Source organism: Streptomyces sp. YPW6, assembly GCF_018866325.1.
Taxonomy (GTDB): Bacteria; Actinomycetota; Actinomycetes; order Streptomycetales; family Streptomycetaceae; genus Streptomyces.
In genome coordinates this window covers 7523745-7540996 of record NZ_CP076457.1, presented here as the reverse complement: position 1 = coordinate 7540996, position 17252 = coordinate 7523745, and the positions used below count along the sequence as shown (strand labels likewise).

At 73.1% G+C, this 17252-nt stretch carries 16 protein-coding genes; 5 read left to right on the top strand and 11 right to left on the bottom strand.

The genetic code is table 11. The features are described from left to right. The first annotated feature begins 121 nt into the window (after nt 1-121). Nucleotides 122-937 carry an endonuclease gene (locus KME66_RS33000; RefSeq protein WP_073223970.1) on the top strand — a complete coding sequence of 272 codons (816 nt, stop codon included), beginning with the start codon at nt 122-124 and terminating at the stop codon, nt 935-937. A gap of 7 nt (nt 938-944) precedes the next feature. On the opposite strand, the gene glsA is transcribed toward KME66_RS33000, so the two are convergent. The 3 genes from glsA to KME66_RS32985 all read right to left on the bottom strand — a co-directional run bounded on the left by glsA (nt 945) and on the right by KME66_RS32985 (nt 3427). Beyond that, nucleotides 945-2294 (bottom strand): glutaminase A, encoded by a 1350-nt coding sequence (gene glsA / locus KME66_RS32995; protein WP_216328813.1) that lies wholly within the window; start codon nt 2292-2294, stop codon nt 945-947. Nucleotides 2295-2308: 14 nt separating this feature from the next. Continuing rightward, nucleotides 2309-2863 carry a hypothetical protein gene (locus KME66_RS32990; RefSeq protein WP_216328803.1) on the bottom strand — a complete coding sequence of 185 codons (555 nt, stop codon included), beginning with the start codon at nt 2861-2863 and terminating at the stop codon, nt 2309-2311. Nucleotides 2864-2929: 66 nt separating this feature from the next. Further along, a complete protein-coding gene (locus tag KME66_RS32985; RefSeq protein ID WP_073223973.1) occupies nt 2930-3427 on the bottom strand; it encodes a DUF1269 domain-containing protein in 498 nt (165 codons plus the stop codon). A 131-nt stretch (nt 3428-3558) separates the two neighbouring features. Between KME66_RS32985 and KME66_RS32980 the strand changes: the two genes are divergently transcribed. Continuing rightward, the gene (locus KME66_RS32980; RefSeq protein WP_216328794.1) at nt 3559-4674 is read left to right on the top strand and encodes a chemotaxis protein; all 1116 of its coding nucleotides are present in this window, start codon (nt 3559-3561) and stop codon (nt 4672-4674) included. Between the two features lie 26 nt (nt 4675-4700). On the opposite strand, the gene KME66_RS32975 is transcribed toward KME66_RS32980, so the two are convergent. The 8 genes from KME66_RS32975 to KME66_RS32940 form a co-directional block, all read right to left on the bottom strand. Then, nucleotides 4701-5660, bottom strand: coding sequence for a D-2-hydroxyacid dehydrogenase family protein (locus KME66_RS32975; protein WP_216328792.1), 960 nt, complete (start codon nt 5658-5660; stop codon nt 4701-4703). Between the two features lie 86 nt (nt 5661-5746). Beyond that, entirely contained in the window at nt 5747-8125 is a 2379-nt protein-coding gene (locus KME66_RS32970; protein ID WP_216328790.1) for a phosphoketolase, read from the bottom strand. Between the two features lie 50 nt (nt 8126-8175). Next, nucleotides 8176-9588: an NADP-dependent succinic semialdehyde dehydrogenase gene (locus tag KME66_RS32965; RefSeq protein ID WP_216328788.1), complete on the bottom strand. Its 1413-nt coding sequence runs from the start codon at nt 9586-9588 to the stop codon at nt 8176-8178. A 161-nt stretch (nt 9589-9749) separates the two neighbouring features. Further along, on the bottom strand, nt 9750-10208 hold the full coding sequence (locus tag KME66_RS32960) for an ATP-binding protein (RefSeq protein WP_073223977.1): 459 nt from the start codon (nt 10206-10208) through the stop codon (nt 9750-9752). Nucleotides 10209-10375: 167 nt separating this feature from the next. Further along, nucleotides 10376-12475, bottom strand: coding sequence for a xanthine dehydrogenase family protein molybdopterin-binding subunit (locus tag KME66_RS32955; RefSeq protein ID WP_216328786.1), 2100 nt, complete (start codon nt 12473-12475; stop codon nt 10376-10378). A 330-nt stretch (nt 12476-12805) separates the two neighbouring features. Then, on the bottom strand, nt 12806-13807 hold the full coding sequence (locus tag KME66_RS32950; protein ID WP_073223979.1) for a xanthine dehydrogenase family protein subunit M: 1002 nt from the start codon (nt 13805-13807) through the stop codon (nt 12806-12808). Further along, entirely contained in the window at nt 13804-14364 is a 561-nt protein-coding gene (locus tag KME66_RS32945; RefSeq protein WP_073223980.1) for a 2Fe-2S iron-sulfur cluster-binding protein, read from the bottom strand. Before KME66_RS32945 ends, KME66_RS32950 begins: the two co-directional genes overlap by 4 nt. A gap of 106 nt (nt 14365-14470) precedes the next feature. Beyond that, nucleotides 14471-14860 carry a hypothetical protein gene (locus KME66_RS32940; protein ID WP_216328784.1) on the bottom strand — a complete coding sequence of 130 codons (390 nt, stop codon included), beginning with the start codon at nt 14858-14860 and terminating at the stop codon, nt 14471-14473. A gap of 153 nt (nt 14861-15013) precedes the next feature. Here KME66_RS32940 and KME66_RS32935 point away from each other — a divergent pair, with 153 nt between their 5' ends. The 3 genes from KME66_RS32935 (at nt 15014) to KME66_RS32925 (ending at nt 17246) form a co-directional block, all read left to right on the top strand. Then, on the top strand, nt 15014-15355 hold the full coding sequence (locus tag KME66_RS32935; protein ID WP_073223982.1) for a DUF6479 family protein: 342 nt from the start codon (nt 15014-15016) through the stop codon (nt 15353-15355). 54 nt (nt 15356-15409) lie between these two features. Then, a complete protein-coding gene (locus KME66_RS32930; protein WP_073223983.1) occupies nt 15410-16324 on the top strand; it encodes a cation diffusion facilitator family transporter in 915 nt (304 codons plus the stop codon). 109 nt (nt 16325-16433) lie between these two features. Then, nucleotides 16434-17246 (top strand): VOC family protein, encoded by an 813-nt coding sequence (locus KME66_RS32925; RefSeq protein WP_073223984.1) that lies wholly within the window; start codon nt 16434-16436, stop codon nt 17244-17246. Nucleotides 17247-17252: the final 6 nt, after the last annotated feature.

Here is a 17252-nt window from a genome sequence, read left to right as displayed (position 1 = left end):
TCACACCTGGGCCACGGTGCGTGTGGAAGGCTCCCCGCTGACCACCCACCGCACGGCCGCCGCGCGAGCCCCCACCCAGGGCCTTGCCGCGGCGTCCGCCGTTCCGGAGAGGACACCCCACATGTCCCGTCGTCACTCACTCTACGCGCGTCCACTGCTGGCAGCGGCGGCCACCGTCACGGTGCTGGCCGGCACCGCGGCCGCGGCTCCCGCGGACTTCCCGCCCGACCGGTACAGCGCCACCGCCGCCCTCGACGACACCTACTACCAGGACGCCGTCGGCAAGACCGGCGCCGAGCTCAAGGCGGCCCTGCACACGATCATCAGCAACCAGACCAAGCTCTCCTACAGCCAGGTATGGAACGCACTGAAGGCGACCGACGAGGATCCCGCCAACTCCTCCAACGTCGTCCTGCTGTACACCGGACGCTCCCAGTCCAAGAACGACAACGGCGGCAACGTGGGCCAGTGGAACCGGGAGCACGTCTGGGCCAAGTCGCACGGGGACTTCGGTACGGCGACGGGTCCGGGCACCGACATCCACCACCTGCGGCCCACGGACGTCCAGGTCAACTCGGCCCGGGGCAACAAGGACTTCGACAACGGCGGCGGCGAACTCGGCTCCGCACCCGGCAACTTCACCGACAGTGATTCCTTCGAGCCGCGCGACGAGGTCAAGGGCGACGTCGCCCGCATGATCCTCTACATGGCTGTGCGCTACGAGGGCGGCGACTCCTTCGCCGACCTCGAACCCAACGACCAGGTGAACAACGGATCCGCGCCGAAGATGGGCAGGCTGTCCGTCCTGGAGCAGTGGAGCCGACAGGACCCGCCGGACACCTTCGAGAAGCGCCGCAACGACGTCATATTCGAGCAGTTCCAGCACAACAGGAACCCGTTCGTCGACCACCCCGAGTGGGTCGGCGCCATCTGGTAGACCCGGCTCAGCCCTCCCCGGCCAGGGCCCGCGCGCAGCCTTCCACCGCTTCCTCACGGGTGGCGTGGCGCGGCAGGTCCTGGCCGGTGCCCTCCCGGACGACGTCGGGCGGGCCCAGCAGGTCGCGGGGGTCGACGACGGCCGCGCGCCGCCCGTCGGACAGGAGCCGCGCGAGGCCGGTGTGCAGCATGGCCAGGGCCACGGAGTCGACGGCGGTGACGTCGTGCAGGTCGAGCACGACGGAACCGCCGTTCGGCCCCGACTCGTCCAGCGCGTACAGCACGCGTTCGGCGGCCGTGAAGTCGATGGACCCCTGGGCGGCGACGACGCCGACCTGTTCGTGGAGGACCCGTTCGTGCTCGGCGGACGGCGCCGACGGCAGATCGTCCGCGGTCGTGACCAGGGTGACGGTGGAGCCCGGCAGGGCCGGGTTCAGCATCAGGTGGAGTCCGTAGCGCTGCGACATCGCCTCCAGCGCGGCATGGCCGCGCACCGAACCGCCGGTGGCGTCCAGCGGCGGGCTGTACGTGGCGACCCCGAAGCGGGCGGGTCCCACCGCGATGAGACCGCCGGACACCCCGCTCTTGGCGGGCAGTCCGACGCGCAGCAGCCAGTCGCCGGATCCGTCGTACATCCCGCAGGTGGCCATGACGGCGAGGACCCGGGCGGCGACCTCGGCCGAGACGACCCGCTCGCCGGTGACCGGGTTCACGCCGCCGTAGGCGAGCGTCGCGGCCATCGTGGCGAGGTCGATCGCGGTGACGCGGACCGCGCACTGGCGGAAGTAGCGGTCGACGGCCAGGACCGGGTCGACGGGCATGGTGCCGGTGGAGCGGATCAGGTAGGCAAGCGCCCGGTTGCGGTCCCCGGTCACCGATTCGGAGCTGAACACCTCTTCGTCGACGTCCAGTTCCCGTCCGGCGAACCGGCCGAGGCAGCGCAGGATCCGGTCGAAGGCGGGCTCGTCGGCGGTGTCGGGGATCAGGGCGGTGGTCACGATCGCGCCGGCGTTGACCATGGCGTTGGCGGGCCGGCCGGTGCCGGGTTCGAGGCTGATGGCGTTGAACGCCTCGCCGCTCGGCTCCGCCCCCACCCAGCGGCTCACCTCGTCCAGGCCGAGCGCGGAGAGCGCGAGGGCGTAGACGAACGGTTTCGAGACGGACTGGAGGGTGAAGGCGGTGTCGGCCTCGCCCGCGCTGTAGCGGTGTCCGTCCATGCTGACCAGGGCGAGCCCGAAGGCGTCCGGGTCGGCCAGGGCCAGCTGGGGGATGTAGTCGGCCGGCTTCCCGTCCCGTACGGCGGCGAACCGGGCGCGCAGGGTCTCCAGCGAGTCGGTCACCGCGTCGGCGGCGCTCATGGACCGCGCCCTCCTCAGCCGCGCTCGGCCTGGGCCACCCGGGGGAAGGTCTTCACCCCGGCGGCCTCGCGGCTGTTGGCCTGGGCGTCGACCGTACGGTCCGGCGGAGCGTCCTCGATGCCGACGACGACGGTGTCCAGGACCTTGTCCTCGGCGTCGACGAACTCCACCTTCACGGCGTAGAACGCGGCCTCGTCGGTGGGGTTGGTGACCCGGACGCGCGCACTGCGGACCTCCTCGGAGCCGCTCAGCGGCAGCCCGGTGACCGAGACGTCGGCGACGGCGTTGCCCCGCCCCTCCACCTCGTCGAGGCGTTGCGTCGCCTCCTGCCGTACGCGTTCGGACTCGGCGGACACCGAGGCGGCGAAGCTCTCCTGGGTACGCGGGCTCGGGGACCCGCCCGGCGACTCCTCCGGCTCGGGCGTCAGGGTGTGGACGCCCCGGTCGGTGCCTTCGCTGCTGGTGTCGGAGTCGCAGGCCGCCGTACCGGCGAGCAGCAGGGCCGCGGCCGCGACGGGGGCCAGGGCGCGCGCGGTGCGGGCCCGGCGCGCGGGGTGGTTCGCTTTCACGGACGGTCCGTCCAATCCAAGAGGGGGCCTGCGTACGGAGGTCGGAGGGCGGGCGGGGGTGCGGGGTCAGGAGTCCGGGTCGTCGCCGAAGATGTTCCGGAGTTTCGCCTCGCGCTCGGTGTCGAGATTGCTGTGGAGGAGCTCGGCGCCGTCGCCGGGCAGCTGTGCGCCGATCCGCTCGGGCACCTCGTTCATGGTCAGCAGGAAGAGCGCGGAGGTTCCGGGCGTCACCTTCTCCTTGACCTCATTGATGAAGTCGTCGTCGATGCCGACGTCCGCGAGTTTCCCGCCGAGCGCCCCGGCGGCCGCTCCGATGGCCGCGCCCAGCAGCGGCATGAGGAAGATCAGCCCGAAGAGCATGCCCCAGAACGTGCCGCTGAGAGCCCCGGCGCCGACGAGGTTGAGCAGCTGCTTCGTACGCGGCTTGGCCCGGTCGGCGGGCCAGCTGACCACGGCGGCGTCGAGGATCCTGACCAGCCCTTCCTTCTGAAGGGACGTCAAGGCCTCCTCGACGTTCTCCGCGCCGTCGGCCGTCCGGAACTTCCACACCGTGAGCGTGGACATCGCGCGCCCTCCTGCACTCCCGCTCCTGAACTCCCAAGGAACAACTCGCCCATATTAGGATCAAAAGGTATGAATTGACTCGTCGAAGCATCCGCTTCATACGGGAGCGGGTCGAGCCCTGGGAGGGAACGATGGATACGGACGCCCTGACCGCCGACCTGTTGCGGGAGCTGCGGGCGACCCGGCCCTATCCGGCGCTGTCCCTGACCATGCCGACCCACCGCAGGGCCCCGGACAACGCCCAGGACCCGGTCCGGCTGCGGAACCTGGTGGCGGAGGCCGGGCACCGCCTGGACGCCGATCCGGAGGTCAGCCGTGAGGTCGCGGCCGCCCTGCGGGCCCAGGTGGAGCGGGCGGCGGACGAGGTGGACCCGCGCGGGGCGCTGGACTCCCTGGTGCTCCTGGTCACCACCGACGAGTACGGGATCTGGCAGCTGCCGCGCACCGCACCCGAACGGGTGGTCCTGAGCGACACCTTCCTCACCCGCAACCTCGTCGCGGCCAAGGCCCAGACGCGGCCGTTCCGGGTGCTGACCGTGGCCGCCGACCACGCCACGCTGTGGATCGGGACCGGTGACGGCATCCGGCCGGAGCAGACCGGCGGCTTCCCGCTGACCGCGCCGAAGGAGCCGCCGAACCCGCAGCGCGAGGAGCGGATCGGGGACACCCCGAGCACCTTCACCGACGAGGAGACCCGCACCTTCTTCCGTACGGTCGACGAGAAGCTGCGCACGGTGCTCGCCGACGATCCGCGCCCGCTGTATCTGATGGGACTGGCCCCCGCTCTCGCCCTGCTGGACGAGGTCGGTGAGAGCTCGCGGTCGGCGGCCGGCCGGGTCACCAAGGGGGCGCCGGCCGACCTGCCGCCGGCCGAGGTCCTCAGGGAACTGCGGCCCGCCCTGGAAGAGGGTGCGCAGCGGGCGGCGGCCGAGGTGGAGAACCGGCTGGACAACGCCCGCAGCGCCCACGCCTTCGCCGGCGGGCTCGACGAGGTGTGGGCCGCCGTCCGGGAGGGGCGGGCGGGTCTCGTCGCCGTCGAGGAGCACTTCCAGGCGACCGTGCGGGTGGCCGACGAGCATCTGGAGCCGGTGCCCGAGGGTACGGCGCAGAGCGCGGACGGCGCCATCCGCGAGGACATCGTCGACGAACTGGTCGAAGCGGCGCTGGACAGCGGCGCCGACGTCGTGTTCGTGGAGGACGACTCACTGGCGGAGCACGGCCGGATCGCCGCGGCCCTGCGCTACTGAGCGGCCCCGGCGGAGCCGGTCCGCCGTCAGCCCAGGCGGCGGACCGGCCGCCCGTCGAGGAACGCCCTGATGTCCTCCACCGCCTGGCCGTAGTACGTCTCGTAGTTGGCGCGCGACACATAGCCCAGGTGCGGGGTGGCCAGCAGACGCGGGGCCGTCCGCACCGGGTCGTCGGCCGGCAGCGGCTCGACGTCGAACACATCGATCGCCGCCCCGGCGATCTCGCCGTCGCGCAGGGCGGTCAGCAGGGCGGCCGTGTCGACGATGGCCGCCCTGGAGGTGTTGACCAGGTACGCGGTCGGGCGCATCAGGGCGAGTTCGGCCGCACCGATCAGCCCCCGGGTCCGCTCGCCGAGCGCCAGGTGCACGGAGACGAAGTCGCTGGAGGCCAGCAGGTCCTCCTTGGAGGCGGCCAGTTGCACCCCGGCCTCGTCGGCACGCTCCTTCGTGAGGTTCCGGCTCCAGGCCACCACGTCCATGCCGAAGGCCAGGCCCACCTGCGCCACCCGGGCGCCGATCTTCCCCAGGCCCAGCAGACCGAGCCGCCGCCCGTGCAGATCGGCCCCGAGGGTGGACTGCCAGGCCCCGCCCGTGCGCAGCGCCGTCGCCTCGGGGACGATCCCGCGCGCCAGGCCCAGCAGCAGGGCCCAGGTGAGCTCGACGGGCGGGGTGGAGGAGCTGGCGGTGCCGCAGACCTCCACGCCGTGCCGCCGGGCGGCGTCGAAGTCGATGACGGAGTTGCGCATGCCGGAGGCGACGAGCAGCCGCAACCGGGGCAGCCGGTCGAACAGTTCGGCCGGGAAGGGCACCCGCTCGCGCAGGGTGACCACGATGTCGAAGCCGTCGAGGGCGGCGGCCGCCTCGTCCACGGTCGCCAGGTGCCCGGTGAACGTGACGATCTCGACGTCGTCGGTGACGGGCGACCAGTCGACGACGGTGGTGGCCACGGACTGGAAGTCCTCGATGACGGCGCAGCGCAGCTTCATGACAGCCTCTCTCCGGCCGGGCAGGTCGCCGTCCATGATCGCGCATCACCCCGGCGGGCCGTACGGGGCCCCCGCGAACAGGCCGGTCAGCCACCCCACTTCCAGTCCGCGACCTCCGGCAGGTCCGTGCCGTGCTCGCGGATCCAGTCGTGGTGGCGGCCGCGGATGTCCCCCATCTCCTGGCGTACGGCGACGGCGCGGACGCCGAGGCCCGGGACCCGGTCGATGACGTCCATGACCAGCCGGTAGCGGTCGAGGTCGTTGCGGACGACCATGTCGAAGGGTGTGGTCGTGGTGCCTTCCTCCTTGTAGCCGCGCACATGGAGGTTGGCGTGGCCGGTGCGGCGGTAGGCGAGCCGGTGGATCAGCCAGGGATAGCCGTGGTAGGCGAAGATCACCGGCTTGTCGCGCGTGAACAGGGCGTCGAACTCGGAGTCCGGCATGCCGTGCGGGTGTTCCGCCTCCGGCAGCAGCCGGGCGATGTCGACGACGTTGACCACGCGTACCGCGAGCTCCGGCAGGTGGCGGCGGATCAGGTCGGCGGCGGCCAGGATCTCCTGGGTGGGTACGTCCCCGGCGCAGGCGAGGACCACGTCGGGTTCCCGGCTGCCGTCCTCGGTCCCGGCCCACTCCCAGGCCCCGGCCCCGCGCGCGCAGTGGGCGCGGGCCTCGTCCAGGGTGAGCCAGTCGAAGGTCGGCTGCTTCCCGGCGACGACGACGTTGACGTAGTCCCGGCTGCGCAGCGCGTGGTCGGCGACCGAGAGCAGGGTGTTGGCGTCCGGCGGGAGGTAGACGCGGACGACTTCGGGGCTCTTGTTGAGGATGTGGTCGACGAATCCGGGGTCCTGGTGGGAGAAGCCGTTGTGGTCCTGCCGCCAGACGTGCGAGGTCAGCAGGTAGTTGAGCGAGGCGATGGGACGCCGCCAGGGCAGCCGCCGCGAGGTGCGCAGCCACTTGATGTGCTGGTTGACCATGGAGTCGACGATGTGGGCGAACGCCTCGTAGCTGGAGAAGAGTCCGTGCCGGCCGGTGAGGAGATACCCCTCCAGCCAGCCCTGGCAGAGGTGTTCGGAGAGCACCTCCATCACCCGGCCGTCGTGGGCGAGGTGTTCGTCCGTGGCGAGGGTCTGCGCCTGCCAGGCCTTGCCGGTGGCACGGTAGAGCGCGTCGAGCCGGTTGGAGGCCGTCTCGTCGGGCCCGACCACCCGGAAGTCCCTGCGGTCCGCGGTGGCGGCCATGACGCTCTCCAGGAAGCCGCCGAGGACCTTGGTCGGCTCGTGGAGGGCGGTGCCGGGCTGGTCGACCCGTACGGCGTGGTCGGCGAGGTCGGGCAGCGGCAGGCCGCGCAGGAGCAGCCCGCCGTTGGCGTACGGGGTGGAGCCGAGGCGGGCCTCTCCCCCGGGCACGCAGGCGAGGACCTGTTCGGTGGGGCGGCCGTCGGCGTCGAAGAGTTCGGCGGGCCGGTAGGACATCAGCCAGTCCTCCAGCTGCCGGAGGTGGCGGGGGTTGTCCCGGACGCCGGAGAGCGGGACCTGGTGGGAGCGCCAGGTGTTCTCCACGGGCTGCCCGTCGACCTCTTCGGGGCCGGTCCACCCCTTGGGGGTGCGCAGCACGATCATGGGCCAGCCGGGGCGCTCGGTGACGCCGTCCTCGCGGGCCGCCCGCTGGTGGGCGGCGATGCGGTCGAGGGCGGTGTCCATGGCCGCGGCCAGGGCACGGTGTACGGCGGCCGGGTCGTCGCCGCCGACGAACAGCGGGTCGTGGCCGTAACCGCGCAGCAGTTGGTCGAGCTCCTCCTCGGGGATGCGGGCCAGGACCGTCGGGTTGGCGATCTTGTAGCCGTTGAGGTGGAGGATGGGCAGGACGGCCCCGTCGTGGACCGGGTCGAGGAACTTGTCGGCGTGCCAGGAGGCGGCGAGCGGACCCGTCTCGGCCTCGCCGTCGCCGACCACGCACGCCACGAGCAGACCGGGGTGATCGAAGGCGGCCCCGTAGGCGTGGCTGAGGGCGTAGCCGAGTTCGCCGCCCTCGTGGATGGAGCCGGGGGTCTCGGGGGCGACGTGGCTGGGCACGCCGCCGGGGAACGAGAACTGCCTGAACAGCGCGCCCATGCCCTCGGCGTTCCGGCCGACGTCCGGATAGGTGTCGGAGTAACTGCCCTCCAGCCAGGAGTTGGCGAGGACGGCGGGTCCGCCGTGGCCGGGCCCCCAGACGCACAGGGCGCTGAGGCCGCGGGCCTTGATCACCCGGTTGAGGTGGGTGTGGACGAGGTTGAGCCCCGGCGAGGTGCCCCAGTGGCCCAGCAGCCGGGGCTTGATGTCCTCGGGGACGAGCGGCCGGGTCAGCAGGGGGTTGGCCATCAGGTAGATCTGGCCGACGGCGAGGTAGTTGGCCGCGCGCCAGTGCGCGTCGAGCGCGGCGAGTTCGTCGTCGGTGAGGGCGGCGGGGCTGGGGGTTTCGCTCACGGGGCGGGTCTCCTCGTCGGGTGACGGCACACGGGCGATGGGCAGGCGTGTCAGGAGGCTTCGGGGCCGTACCAGAGCGTGGTGGTGTTGCAGAACTCGTGGATGCCGTGTCCGGCCAGCTCACGGCCGTAGCCGGAGCGCTTGACGCCGCCGAAGGGGAGGGCCGGGTGCGAGGCGGTCATCCCGTTGAAGAAGACGCCGCCCGCCTCCAGATCGCGGGCGCAGCGTTCCTGCTCGCCCGGGTCGCGGGTCCAGACGTTGGAGCTGAGGCCGAAGGGGGTGTCGTTGGCCAGGTGGATCGCCTCGTCGAGGTCGGCGACCCGGTAGAGAGTGGCGACCGGGCCGAAGGTCTCCTCGCGGTGGACGCGCATGGCGGTGGTGATACCGGCGAGCACGGTGGGTTCGTAGAACCAGCCGTTCTCCAGGCCGCCGCCGAGCCCCGCAGGACGGCGGCCGCCGCACAGCGCCTCGGCACCTCGCCCGACGGCGTCGTCGACGAGTTCCTCCAGGTCGGTGCGGCCCTGTTCGGTGGAGAGCGGCCCGATGTCGGTGGCTTCCTCCAGGGGGTCCCCGACGGTCAGGGCCCGCATGCCCGCGGTGAAGCGCTCGGCGAACGCCTCGTACACGTCGGCGTGGACGATGAAGCGCTTGGCGGCGATGCAGGACTGGCCGTTGTTCTGGACGCGCGCGGTGACGGCGGTGGCGGCGGCCTTCTCCACGTCCGCCGAGGGCAGGACGAGGTAGGGGTCGCTGCCGCCGAGTTCCAGCACGGTCTTCTTGATCTCGTCACCGGCGGTGGCGGCGACGGAGCGCCCGGCCGGTTCGCTGCCGGTGAGCGTGGCGGCGGCGACACGCGGGTCGCGCAGGACGGCCTCGACGGCGCCCGAGCCGATCAGCAGGGTACGGAAGCAGCCGGCCGGGAATCCGGCCCGGTGGAAGAGGTCCTCCAGGTAGAGGGCGGTCTGCGGGACGTTCGACGCGTGCTTGAGGAGCCCGGCGTTGCCCGCCATCAGGGCGGGTGCGGCGAAGCGCACCACCTGCCAGAGCGGGAAGTTCCACGGCATGACGGCGAGAACCACGCCGAGCGGCCGGTAGCGGACCAGCGCGCGGGAGGCGCCGGAGTCGCGCACGTCGGCGGGGTCCGGGTGTTCGTCGGCGAGCAGGCCCTCGGCGCGGTCGGCGTACCAGCGCATCGCCTTCGCGCACTTGGCCGCCTCCGCGCGGGCCGCGGTGACGGGCTTGCCCATTTCGAGGGTCATCGTGCGGGCGATGGTGTCGCGGTCCTCGTCGAGGAGGTCGGCGGCCCGCTTCAGCCAGGCGGCGCGCTGCTCGAAGGGGGTGGTGCGGTACTGGCGGAAGGTCTCCGCCGCGGCGGCGATCCGGCGTTCGGTCTCCTCTTCCCCGTGGGCGTCGAATGACCTGATCAGTTCGCCGTTCGCGGGGTTGACCGTCGCGATGGGCATGGCAGTGGCCTCCTTGCATCGGTAGTCCGACCGTGCCGCGCCGCACCGGTCCGCGCAACGCGGCCCTCCCCTCCCCCGCACGTACCCGGCCGACGCGGATCATGCGTGCCGGGGGGCACGACCCGCGTCGGCCGGTGTGCGGGCCGCCCGGTCCGGGGCGGTTACACGAGCGCCGCCACGGGGACGGCGCGGGCGGTGCGGACGCCGGGCAGCGGGGCGTACGGGAGCAGCCCCGAGGCCTTCGGCGCCTCTGCGTAGCGGGTGAACCAGACCACTTTGCCGTCCGTGGTCCGGCAGGTGCCCCAGCTGTCGCTGAGGGCCATGACCCGGCTCAGCCCGCCGCCGGCCGGCAGCAGCCGGGGCATGCGGGCGCTGTTGTCGGCGACGGACACGGTCACGTGCCGTCCGGTCCAGCGGAGTTCGAGGACGCAGGTGTTGCCGTCGCCGACATGCCGGTGGACGTTGGTCAGGAGCTCGTCCAGAGCCCGGCACACCGGCCGGACGTGCAGATCGAGACTCCAGTGGCGCAGGTGTGCGGCGACGATCCGCCGCAGCTGGGAAACGCGCTCTGCCGACACCTGCAGTTCGACCGCATAGCGCCGGTCGAGTGGAACGGTCATCGTCGAGGCTCCTCACCACGAGGCCCACGTGCTTCACCCCGTCGTACGAACGACCCCCGAACACGAAGCGTGAGCATCCATCACTTCTGGGTCACTCCTCAGGGTGAGGCCGGTACGCCGGACGCGCAACAGCTGGGCCGTCCGTGCTGGTGAGGGGGCGTGCCCGGTCACAGCAGGTAGGGCAGCACGGTGTCCGGGGTCAGGGGCAGTCCGCGCAGCCGGGCGCCGGTGGCGTGGCGGACCGCGTTGCCGATGGCGGCGGCGGTGCCGACGATCCCGATCTCGCCGATGCCCTTGCTGCCCATGGGGTTGAGGTGGCGGTCGTCCTCCTCGATCCAGTGGGCCTGGATGTCGGCGGTGTCGGCGCAGACGGGCACGTGGTACGAGGCGAGGTCCTTGGCGGTGAAGTCACCGAAGACCGGGTCGGTGCCGCAGCCCTCGGTGAGGGCCATGCCGATGCCCATCACCATGCCGCCGGTGAACTGGGAGCGGGCGGTGCGGGCGTTGAGGATGCGTCCGGCGGCGTACACCCCGAGGAGCCGGCGCACGCGCACCTCGCCGGTGACGGTGTCGACGGCCGTCTCGGCGAAGTGGGCGCCGAAGGCGTGCCGGGCGTACGGGGACTCCTCGGCGGTCTCCTGCTCGGTGTCGGCGGTGGTGGTGATCCCCTCGGCGGGAAGCGGCCCGGAATGTCCGGTGAGGCGGGCGGCGAGGCCGGCTGCGGCCTTGTGCACGGCCCAGCCCCAGGAGGCGGTGCCGGAGGAGCCCCCGGCCAGCGGGGCGGTCGGCAGGTCGGTGGAGCCGATGTCGATGTGGACGGCGGCGGGGTCGACGCCGAGCGCGTCGGCGGCGATCTGGGCCAGCACGGTGCGGGCCCCGGTGCCGATGTCGGTGGCGTTGACCCGGACGGTCAGGGAGCCGTCTGGGGCGGCGTGGGCACTGGCGGTGGACCGGGAGACGAGGACGGGGTAGGTCGCGGAGGCCACGCCCGTACCGATGAGCCACCGGCCCTCCTGGCGGGCGGCGGGGCGGGGGTCCCGGTCGTGCCAGCCGAAGCGTGCCGCCCCGTCGCGCAGGCAGGCGGCGAGGCCGCGGCTGCTGAAGGGGCGGCCGCTGTCCGGTTCGGTCGCGGGGTCGTTGCGCAGCCTCAGCTCCACGGGATCGAGGCCGAGCGCGGAGGCGAGTTCGTCCATGGCGGACTCCAGGGCGTACATCCCCGATGCCTCCCCCGGGGCGCGCATCCAGGAGGGGCTGGGCACGTCCAGAGCCACCACCCGGTGCCCGGTGCGGGAGTTCGGCGAGGCGTACATGACGCGGGCGGGCACGGCGGCCTGCTCGACGAACTCCTTCACGGTGGAGGTCCGGGTGACCACCTCGTGGTTGACGGCGGTGAGCACGCCGTCGAGGTCGGCGCCGAGCCGGACCCGCTGGATGGTGGGGGCCCGGTGGCCGACGACCTCCGCGAGCTGGGCCCGGGGGAGGACGAGCTTGACGGGGTGTCCGGTGTGCCGGGCGGCCATGGCGGCCAGGACTGCCTGGGGCCGGGTGGTGCCCTTGGAGCCGAAGCCGCCGCCGACGTGCTCGGAGACCACGGTGATCCGTTCCCGGTCCAGTCCGAACGCCAGGGCCAGGCTCTCGCGGACCTTGGTGGAGCCCTGGCTGGAGTCGTGGACGGTGAGGTGGCCGTCGGCCCACACGGCGGTGGCGGCGTGCGGCTCCATGGGGTGGTTGTGCTGCGCGTCCATCCGGTACGTCGCGTCGACCTGGACGGGTGAGGCGGCCAGGGCCCGCTCCACGTCGCCGCGGTCGCGGACGGCGGGGAACCCGCCGTTGGCCTCCTCGGGCGTGTACAGGCCGGGGTGGTCCTCGGTGAGGGTGACGTCGTGCGGGTCGCGTTCGTACTCGATGTGGAGTTCCCCGGCTCCGGTCCGGGCGGCTTCGAGGGAGTCGGCGATCACGAGGGCGACCGGCGTGCCGTGGTGCGGGACGCGGTCGTCCTGGAGCACGGCGAGGATCGGGTCGTCGGGCTCCCGGAGCCGGGGAGCGTTGTCGTGGGTGAGGACGCAGTGGACTCCGGGGACGGCGAGGGCGTCGACGGCCCGTACGGCGGTGACGCGTCCGGCCGCGATCGCGGCCGGGACGGTCCAGGCGTACAGGCAGCCGGCGGGGGTCCGGTCGGCCGCGTAGCGGGCGGCGCCGGTGACCTTGTCCCGGGCCTCTCTGCGGACGACGGGCGCTCCGGGGAACTGCGGGGCTTGCGCGGTCATGGCGGGGGTCCTCGGGGGTCGGTGGTGCGGGCGGGCGGACGGCCGCTGTGCCGAAGGGGCAGCCGGTGGGCAGGACGTGGCCGGTCGATGGGACGAGGCCAGCCGGGCGGGCGGGGGCCGGCCGGGCCGGGCGAGGTCACCGGGTCCGGCCGGCTCGACCGGTCCGGGAAGGGGCGGCCACGCCGGGCGGGTCGACCGGTCCGGGCGGGTTGGCCATGCCGGGCGGTCCGGGCGGGTCCACCGGCCCACGAGGGGGCGACCGGTCCGGGCGTGCTCACCGGGTCCGGCCGGCTCGACCGGCCCGTGCGGGGCCGGCCGTGCCGGGCGGGGTCAGCCGGTGCGGGCGGGCTGCCGCTCGGTGAGCTCGCCGAGTACGTCCAGGGCGAGGCGGCGGGCGAGGTCCACCTTGAAGGCGTTGTCGCGCAGCGGCCGCGCCTCGGCCAGTTCGGCGATCAGGGCGTGCTGGAAGGCGGCCGGGGTGGCCGGGGCGTCGCGCAGTTCGGCCTCGGCCCTGCGGGCCCGCCACGGCCGGTGGGCGACGCCGCCGAACGCCAGCGTCGCGTGCTCCACCCGGCCCGCCGCCACCCGGAGCGTGGCGGCGACGGAGACCAGGGCGAAGGCGTAACTGGCCCGGTCGCGGGCCTTGCGGTAGCGGGAGGCCGTGCCGGGCGCCGGCGGCGGGAGTACCACCTCGGTGATCAGCTCGCCCGGCCTGATCACGGTGTCCTGGTCGGGGTTCTCCCCCGGCAGCCGGTGGAATCCGGTGAGCGGCACGGTCCGTTCGCCCTCGGGTCCGACGAGGAGCACGGTCGCGTCCAGCGCGGCGAGGGCCACGGCCATGTCGGAGGGGTTGGTGGCCACGCACTCCGGCGAGTGGCCGAGGATCGCCAGGTCACGGTGGGTTCCCTCGCGCGCGGGGCAGCCGGAGCCGGGAAGCCGTTTGTTGCAGGGCTTGGAGACGTCCTGGAAGTAGCGGCACCGGGTGCGCTGGAGCAGGTTGCCGCCGGTGGTGGCGGCGTTGCGGAGCTGTCCGGAGGCTCCGGCCAGTACCGCCTGGGACAGAGCCGGGTAGTTCTCCGTGACGTCGGGGTGGGCGGCCAGGTCGCTGTTGCGCACGGTGGCGCCGATGCTCAGGCCGCCCTCCGGGGTCCGGGTCACCCGGTCCAGGGGCAGCCCGGAGACGTCGATGAGGATCCGGGGCGTCTCCACGCCGAGCTTCATCAGGTCCACCAGATTGGTGCCGCCGCCCAGGAAGCGGGCGCCGGGACCGGCCGCGCAGAGCCGGACGGCCTCGTCGGCGGAGGCGGGGCGCGCATAGCCGAACGGTTTCACTCGATCACGTCCTCGATGGCTTCGACGATGCGGGGATAGGCCCCGCACCGGCAGAGGTTGCCGCTCATGCGTTCGCGGATCTCGTCGGCGTCGAGGGCGGCCGGCCCGGCCGCGGTGTCCGGCCCGGTGACGTGCGAGGGGTGCCCGTCGGCGGCCTCGCGGAGCATGCCCACGGCCGAGCAGATCTGGCCCGGGGTGCAGAAGCCGCACTGGAGGGCGTCGCGCTCGACGAACGCCTGCTGCACCGGGTGCAGGCTCTCGCCGTCGGCGAGCCCTTCCACCGTGGTGACCGTGGCGCCGTCCTGGGCGACGGCGAGCAGCAGGCAGCTGTTGACCCGCCGCCCGTCGACGAGGACCGTGCAGGCTCCGCACTGGCCGTGGTCGCAGCCCTTCTTGGCCCCGGTGAGGCCGAAGCTCTCCCGGAGGGTCTCCAGGACCGTGGCGCGGTGGTCGACGGTCAGCGTCGTCTCCGCGCCGTTGACGGACAGGGTCACGGTGGAGTGTTCGTCGACGACCGGTTCCGGTTCGAGGTCCGCTCCGAGAGCGAGGGAATCCATGCGTGCGCCTTTCGCTTCGCCGCCGGGCGCATCCCGCCCCGGACGTCTTCCGGTTGTTCTCCCGGTGTGTTGCGGGTGGGTCCGGGGCGGGCCCTCGCCCGGCCGGTCAGCGGCTCCGCAGCCGCAGCCGGACCTCCTGCTCCTGGTCCCCGGCGGCCGTGCCGACCACGCTCACCGCGAAGGCTCCGGTGAGGTGGGCACGCAGCCGGTCGACGGCCCAGTAGCCGCCCTGGGCGTCCACCGTGACCGGTGCGGTGAGGTGGGCGGGGGCGGCGTCGGCCTTCGGTTCGGACACGTCGACGGTGGTGACCCAGACGGTCGGGCGGGGGCCGGAGGCCTGCTCGGGGGTCTCGCCCATCGGGTGGTCGGAGGCGAAGCCGGTGGCGAGCACGTCGAACACGGTCCGGGCGTCCTCGGTGTCGCAGCGGCTCAGCGAGACCACCACCTCCCGGCCCGTCGGGTGCTCCTGGCCGCTCTGCTCGGGGGTGCTGTTCACCGTGGTTCCTTCCGGGGGTCTGGACTGTCCGGGGGCGGGCAGGAGGGCTGTCCCGACTCGCGGTCTTGAAACGCGTTTCCCCTGAGATACCCATAAAACATGAATTGCTGTGAATAGCTGACTGTCACCCTTCTCCCGGGGTATGCCGAAGACATGGATGTTTTGAAGGCAGTCAATGCGGTCGACGCGCCCGCCGAGGTCCCGCTCGCGGACGGCACGGGGGCTCTCGGGATCTTCATGGGCGTCGTGGCGGTGGCCGTCGTGGCACTGCTGATCGGCGGCTTCCTCCTGACCAAGCGCAAGCACGACGCCGAACCGCCGCCGCCCCGGCCTCATGAGCAACCGCGAAAGCCCGAACGGCGCAGCCATATCGAGCAGACCGACCCGCATTCCTCCGACCGTTTTCCCGAGGACGGTCACGCCCTGTCGCCGTACGAGCTGAAGGACCACGGCAACCACCCGATGCCCCCGGACGAGGAACAGCCCCGCAGCTGACCTGCCCGTCCCCCGGAGGGCGTCACGCCGGCCCCCTCCGTCCAGGAGGTTGTGATGGCCGGCTCGCCCGCCGACCGGCGTACGCGCCTGACGGTCCTGGTCGCGCTCGCGGCGAACCTCGTGATCGCGGTGGCCAAGACCCTGGGCGGACTGGCCTCCGGATCGCCCGCCCTGCTGTCGGAGGCGGCCCACTCGGTCGCCGACAGCCTCAACGAGGTGTTCCTCCTCGCCGCGCTCCGGCGCAGCCGCCGGCCGCCGGACGCCCGTCATCCCTTCGGATACGGCAAGGAGCGCTTCTTCTGGGCGCTGCTGGCCGCTGTCGGAATCTTCGTGATGGGCGGCTGCTTCTCCTTCTACCAAGGGCTCTCCTCACTCCGCCGGGACGACCACGACTCGCCCGAGAGCTACACGGCGGGGCTGATCGTCCTCGGCGTCGCCTTCGTCGCCGAGGCCACCTCCCTCACCCGGGCCCTGCACCAGGCGCGCGGCGAGCAGCGCGGGTCCCTGGACCCGGCTTTGCGCACCGTCATCGCCGAGGACGGCACGGCGGTTCTCGGCGTGACGCTCGCGATGACGGGCATGGGACTGCGTCTCGCCACCGGGAGTGTGGTGTGGGAGTCGGCGGCCTCGCTGGGGATCGGGCTGCTGCTCGTGTACGTCGCCTTCCGCCTCGGCCGGGACGCCCGCGACCAGCTGATCGGCGAGGCTGTGGATCCGGAGCTGCGCCGGGAGCTGGTGGCCTTCCTGCTGCACCAGAGCGAGATCGACGACGTCGCCGAGCTGCTGACGATGCGCCTCGGCATGGACTCGGTCCTGGTGGCCGCCCGTGTCGACCTCGCCCCCGGCATCGACAGCGAGCGCGTCGAGGAGGTCTCGATGCGCATCAGGGAGGCGATGGCCGACCGGTGGCCGCAGGCCGACCAGGTCTTCCTCGACGTCACGAACGCCCCGCCGCGCGCCGGGCCGTGACCCGGTCCGGTGCACGGCCCGCGTTGCGGGACCGGTCGGGCCGGTCAAGGCTGGTTGCTGGACCGCAGCGGCCCGGCAGAACGCCGCTCCCCGACGAAGGCAGTGGACCATGACCGGAAGCGATCCCCGTACGGCCTCCTCGGCAGCACCCCTGACGGGGCCGACCGCACCGTGCTGGGTCACCCTCATGACACGGCACCGGGAGACCGCCGAGCGGTTCTACTCCCAGGTCCTGGGCTGGTCCTTCCGCCCCGGGCGGCTCGGGTCCGACTTCTCGGTCGCCTACCGCGGCCAGGTCCCCGTGGCGGGTCTCTTCGCCGTCTCCTCGGCGTACCAGGTCGCGGTGGCCTGGACGCCGTACTTCGCGGTGGAGGACGCGAACGTGGCCGCCGCCCGGGTCCGCGAGCGCAGCGGGACCGTGGCGGTGGGACCGCTGACGCTGGGCAAGGGGCGCGGGGTGCTGGCCTCGGACCGGGACGGGGCGGCGTTCGGCCTGTGGGAGCGCACCGAACCCTCCACGTCGCCGCCGGCCCCGGCCGACCACGCGCACTCCTGGCTGCGGCTGCGGACCCGGAACGCCTTCGACGCGGCGATCTTCTACGGCGAGGTGCTCGACTGGGCGAGCGGGCGGCCGGGGGGCTGCGACGTCGCGTACGAGGGCGACGAGGTCATCGTGCGGTGCGAGGGCCATCCGCTGGCCCGGATCAGCTCCGGGGCCGTCGAGGCGGCGGCCGATCCGCTGGTGCGCCCGCACTGGCAGGTCCAGTTCCCGGTGGCGGACCTCGCGGAGACGGTCTCCGCGGCCGAGCGGCACGGCGGCGCCCTCGTCGAGGACCGCACCGGTTTCGAAGGCACCGAGGTCACGCTGCGCGACCCGGACGGCGCGCTGTTCGCGGTGACCGATGTGCGCAGCCCCGCCTGACAGGCC

Coding starts and splice junctions, on each gene's coding strand:
- KME66_RS32945 (WP_073223980.1), bottom strand. CDS start 14,364: ATGGATTCCCTCGCTCTCGGAGCGGACCTCGAACCGGAACCGGTCGTC.
- KME66_RS32985 (WP_073223973.1), bottom strand. CDS start 3,427: ATGTCCACGCTCACGGTGTGGAAGTTCCGGACGGCCGACGGCGCGGAG.
- KME66_RS33000 (WP_073223970.1), top strand. CDS start 122: ATGTCCCGTCGTCACTCACTCTACGCGCGTCCACTGCTGGCAGCGGCG.
- KME66_RS32980 (WP_216328794.1), top strand. CDS start 3,559: ATGGATACGGACGCCCTGACCGCCGACCTGTTGCGGGAGCTGCGGGCG.
- KME66_RS32960 (WP_073223977.1), bottom strand. CDS start 10,208: ATGACCGTTCCACTCGACCGGCGCTATGCGGTCGAACTGCAGGTGTCG.
- KME66_RS32975 (WP_216328792.1), bottom strand. CDS start 5,660: ATGAAGCTGCGCTGCGCCGTCATCGAGGACTTCCAGTCCGTGGCCACC.
- KME66_RS32955 (WP_216328786.1), bottom strand. CDS start 12,475: ATGACCGCGCAAGCCCCGCAGTTCCCCGGAGCGCCCGTCGTCCGCAGA.
- KME66_RS32965 (WP_216328788.1), bottom strand. CDS start 9,588: ATGCCCATCGCGACGGTCAACCCCGCGAACGGCGAACTGATCAGGTCA.
- KME66_RS32930 (WP_073223983.1), top strand. CDS start 15,410: ATGGCCGGCTCGCCCGCCGACCGGCGTACGCGCCTGACGGTCCTGGTC.
- KME66_RS32925 (WP_073223984.1), top strand. CDS start 16,434: ATGACCGGAAGCGATCCCCGTACGGCCTCCTCGGCAGCACCCCTGACG.
- glsA (WP_216328813.1), bottom strand. CDS start 2,294: ATGAGCGCCGCCGACGCGGTGACCGACTCGCTGGAGACCCTGCGCGCC.
- KME66_RS32935 (WP_073223982.1), top strand. CDS start 15,014: ATGGATGTTTTGAAGGCAGTCAATGCGGTCGACGCGCCCGCCGAGGTC.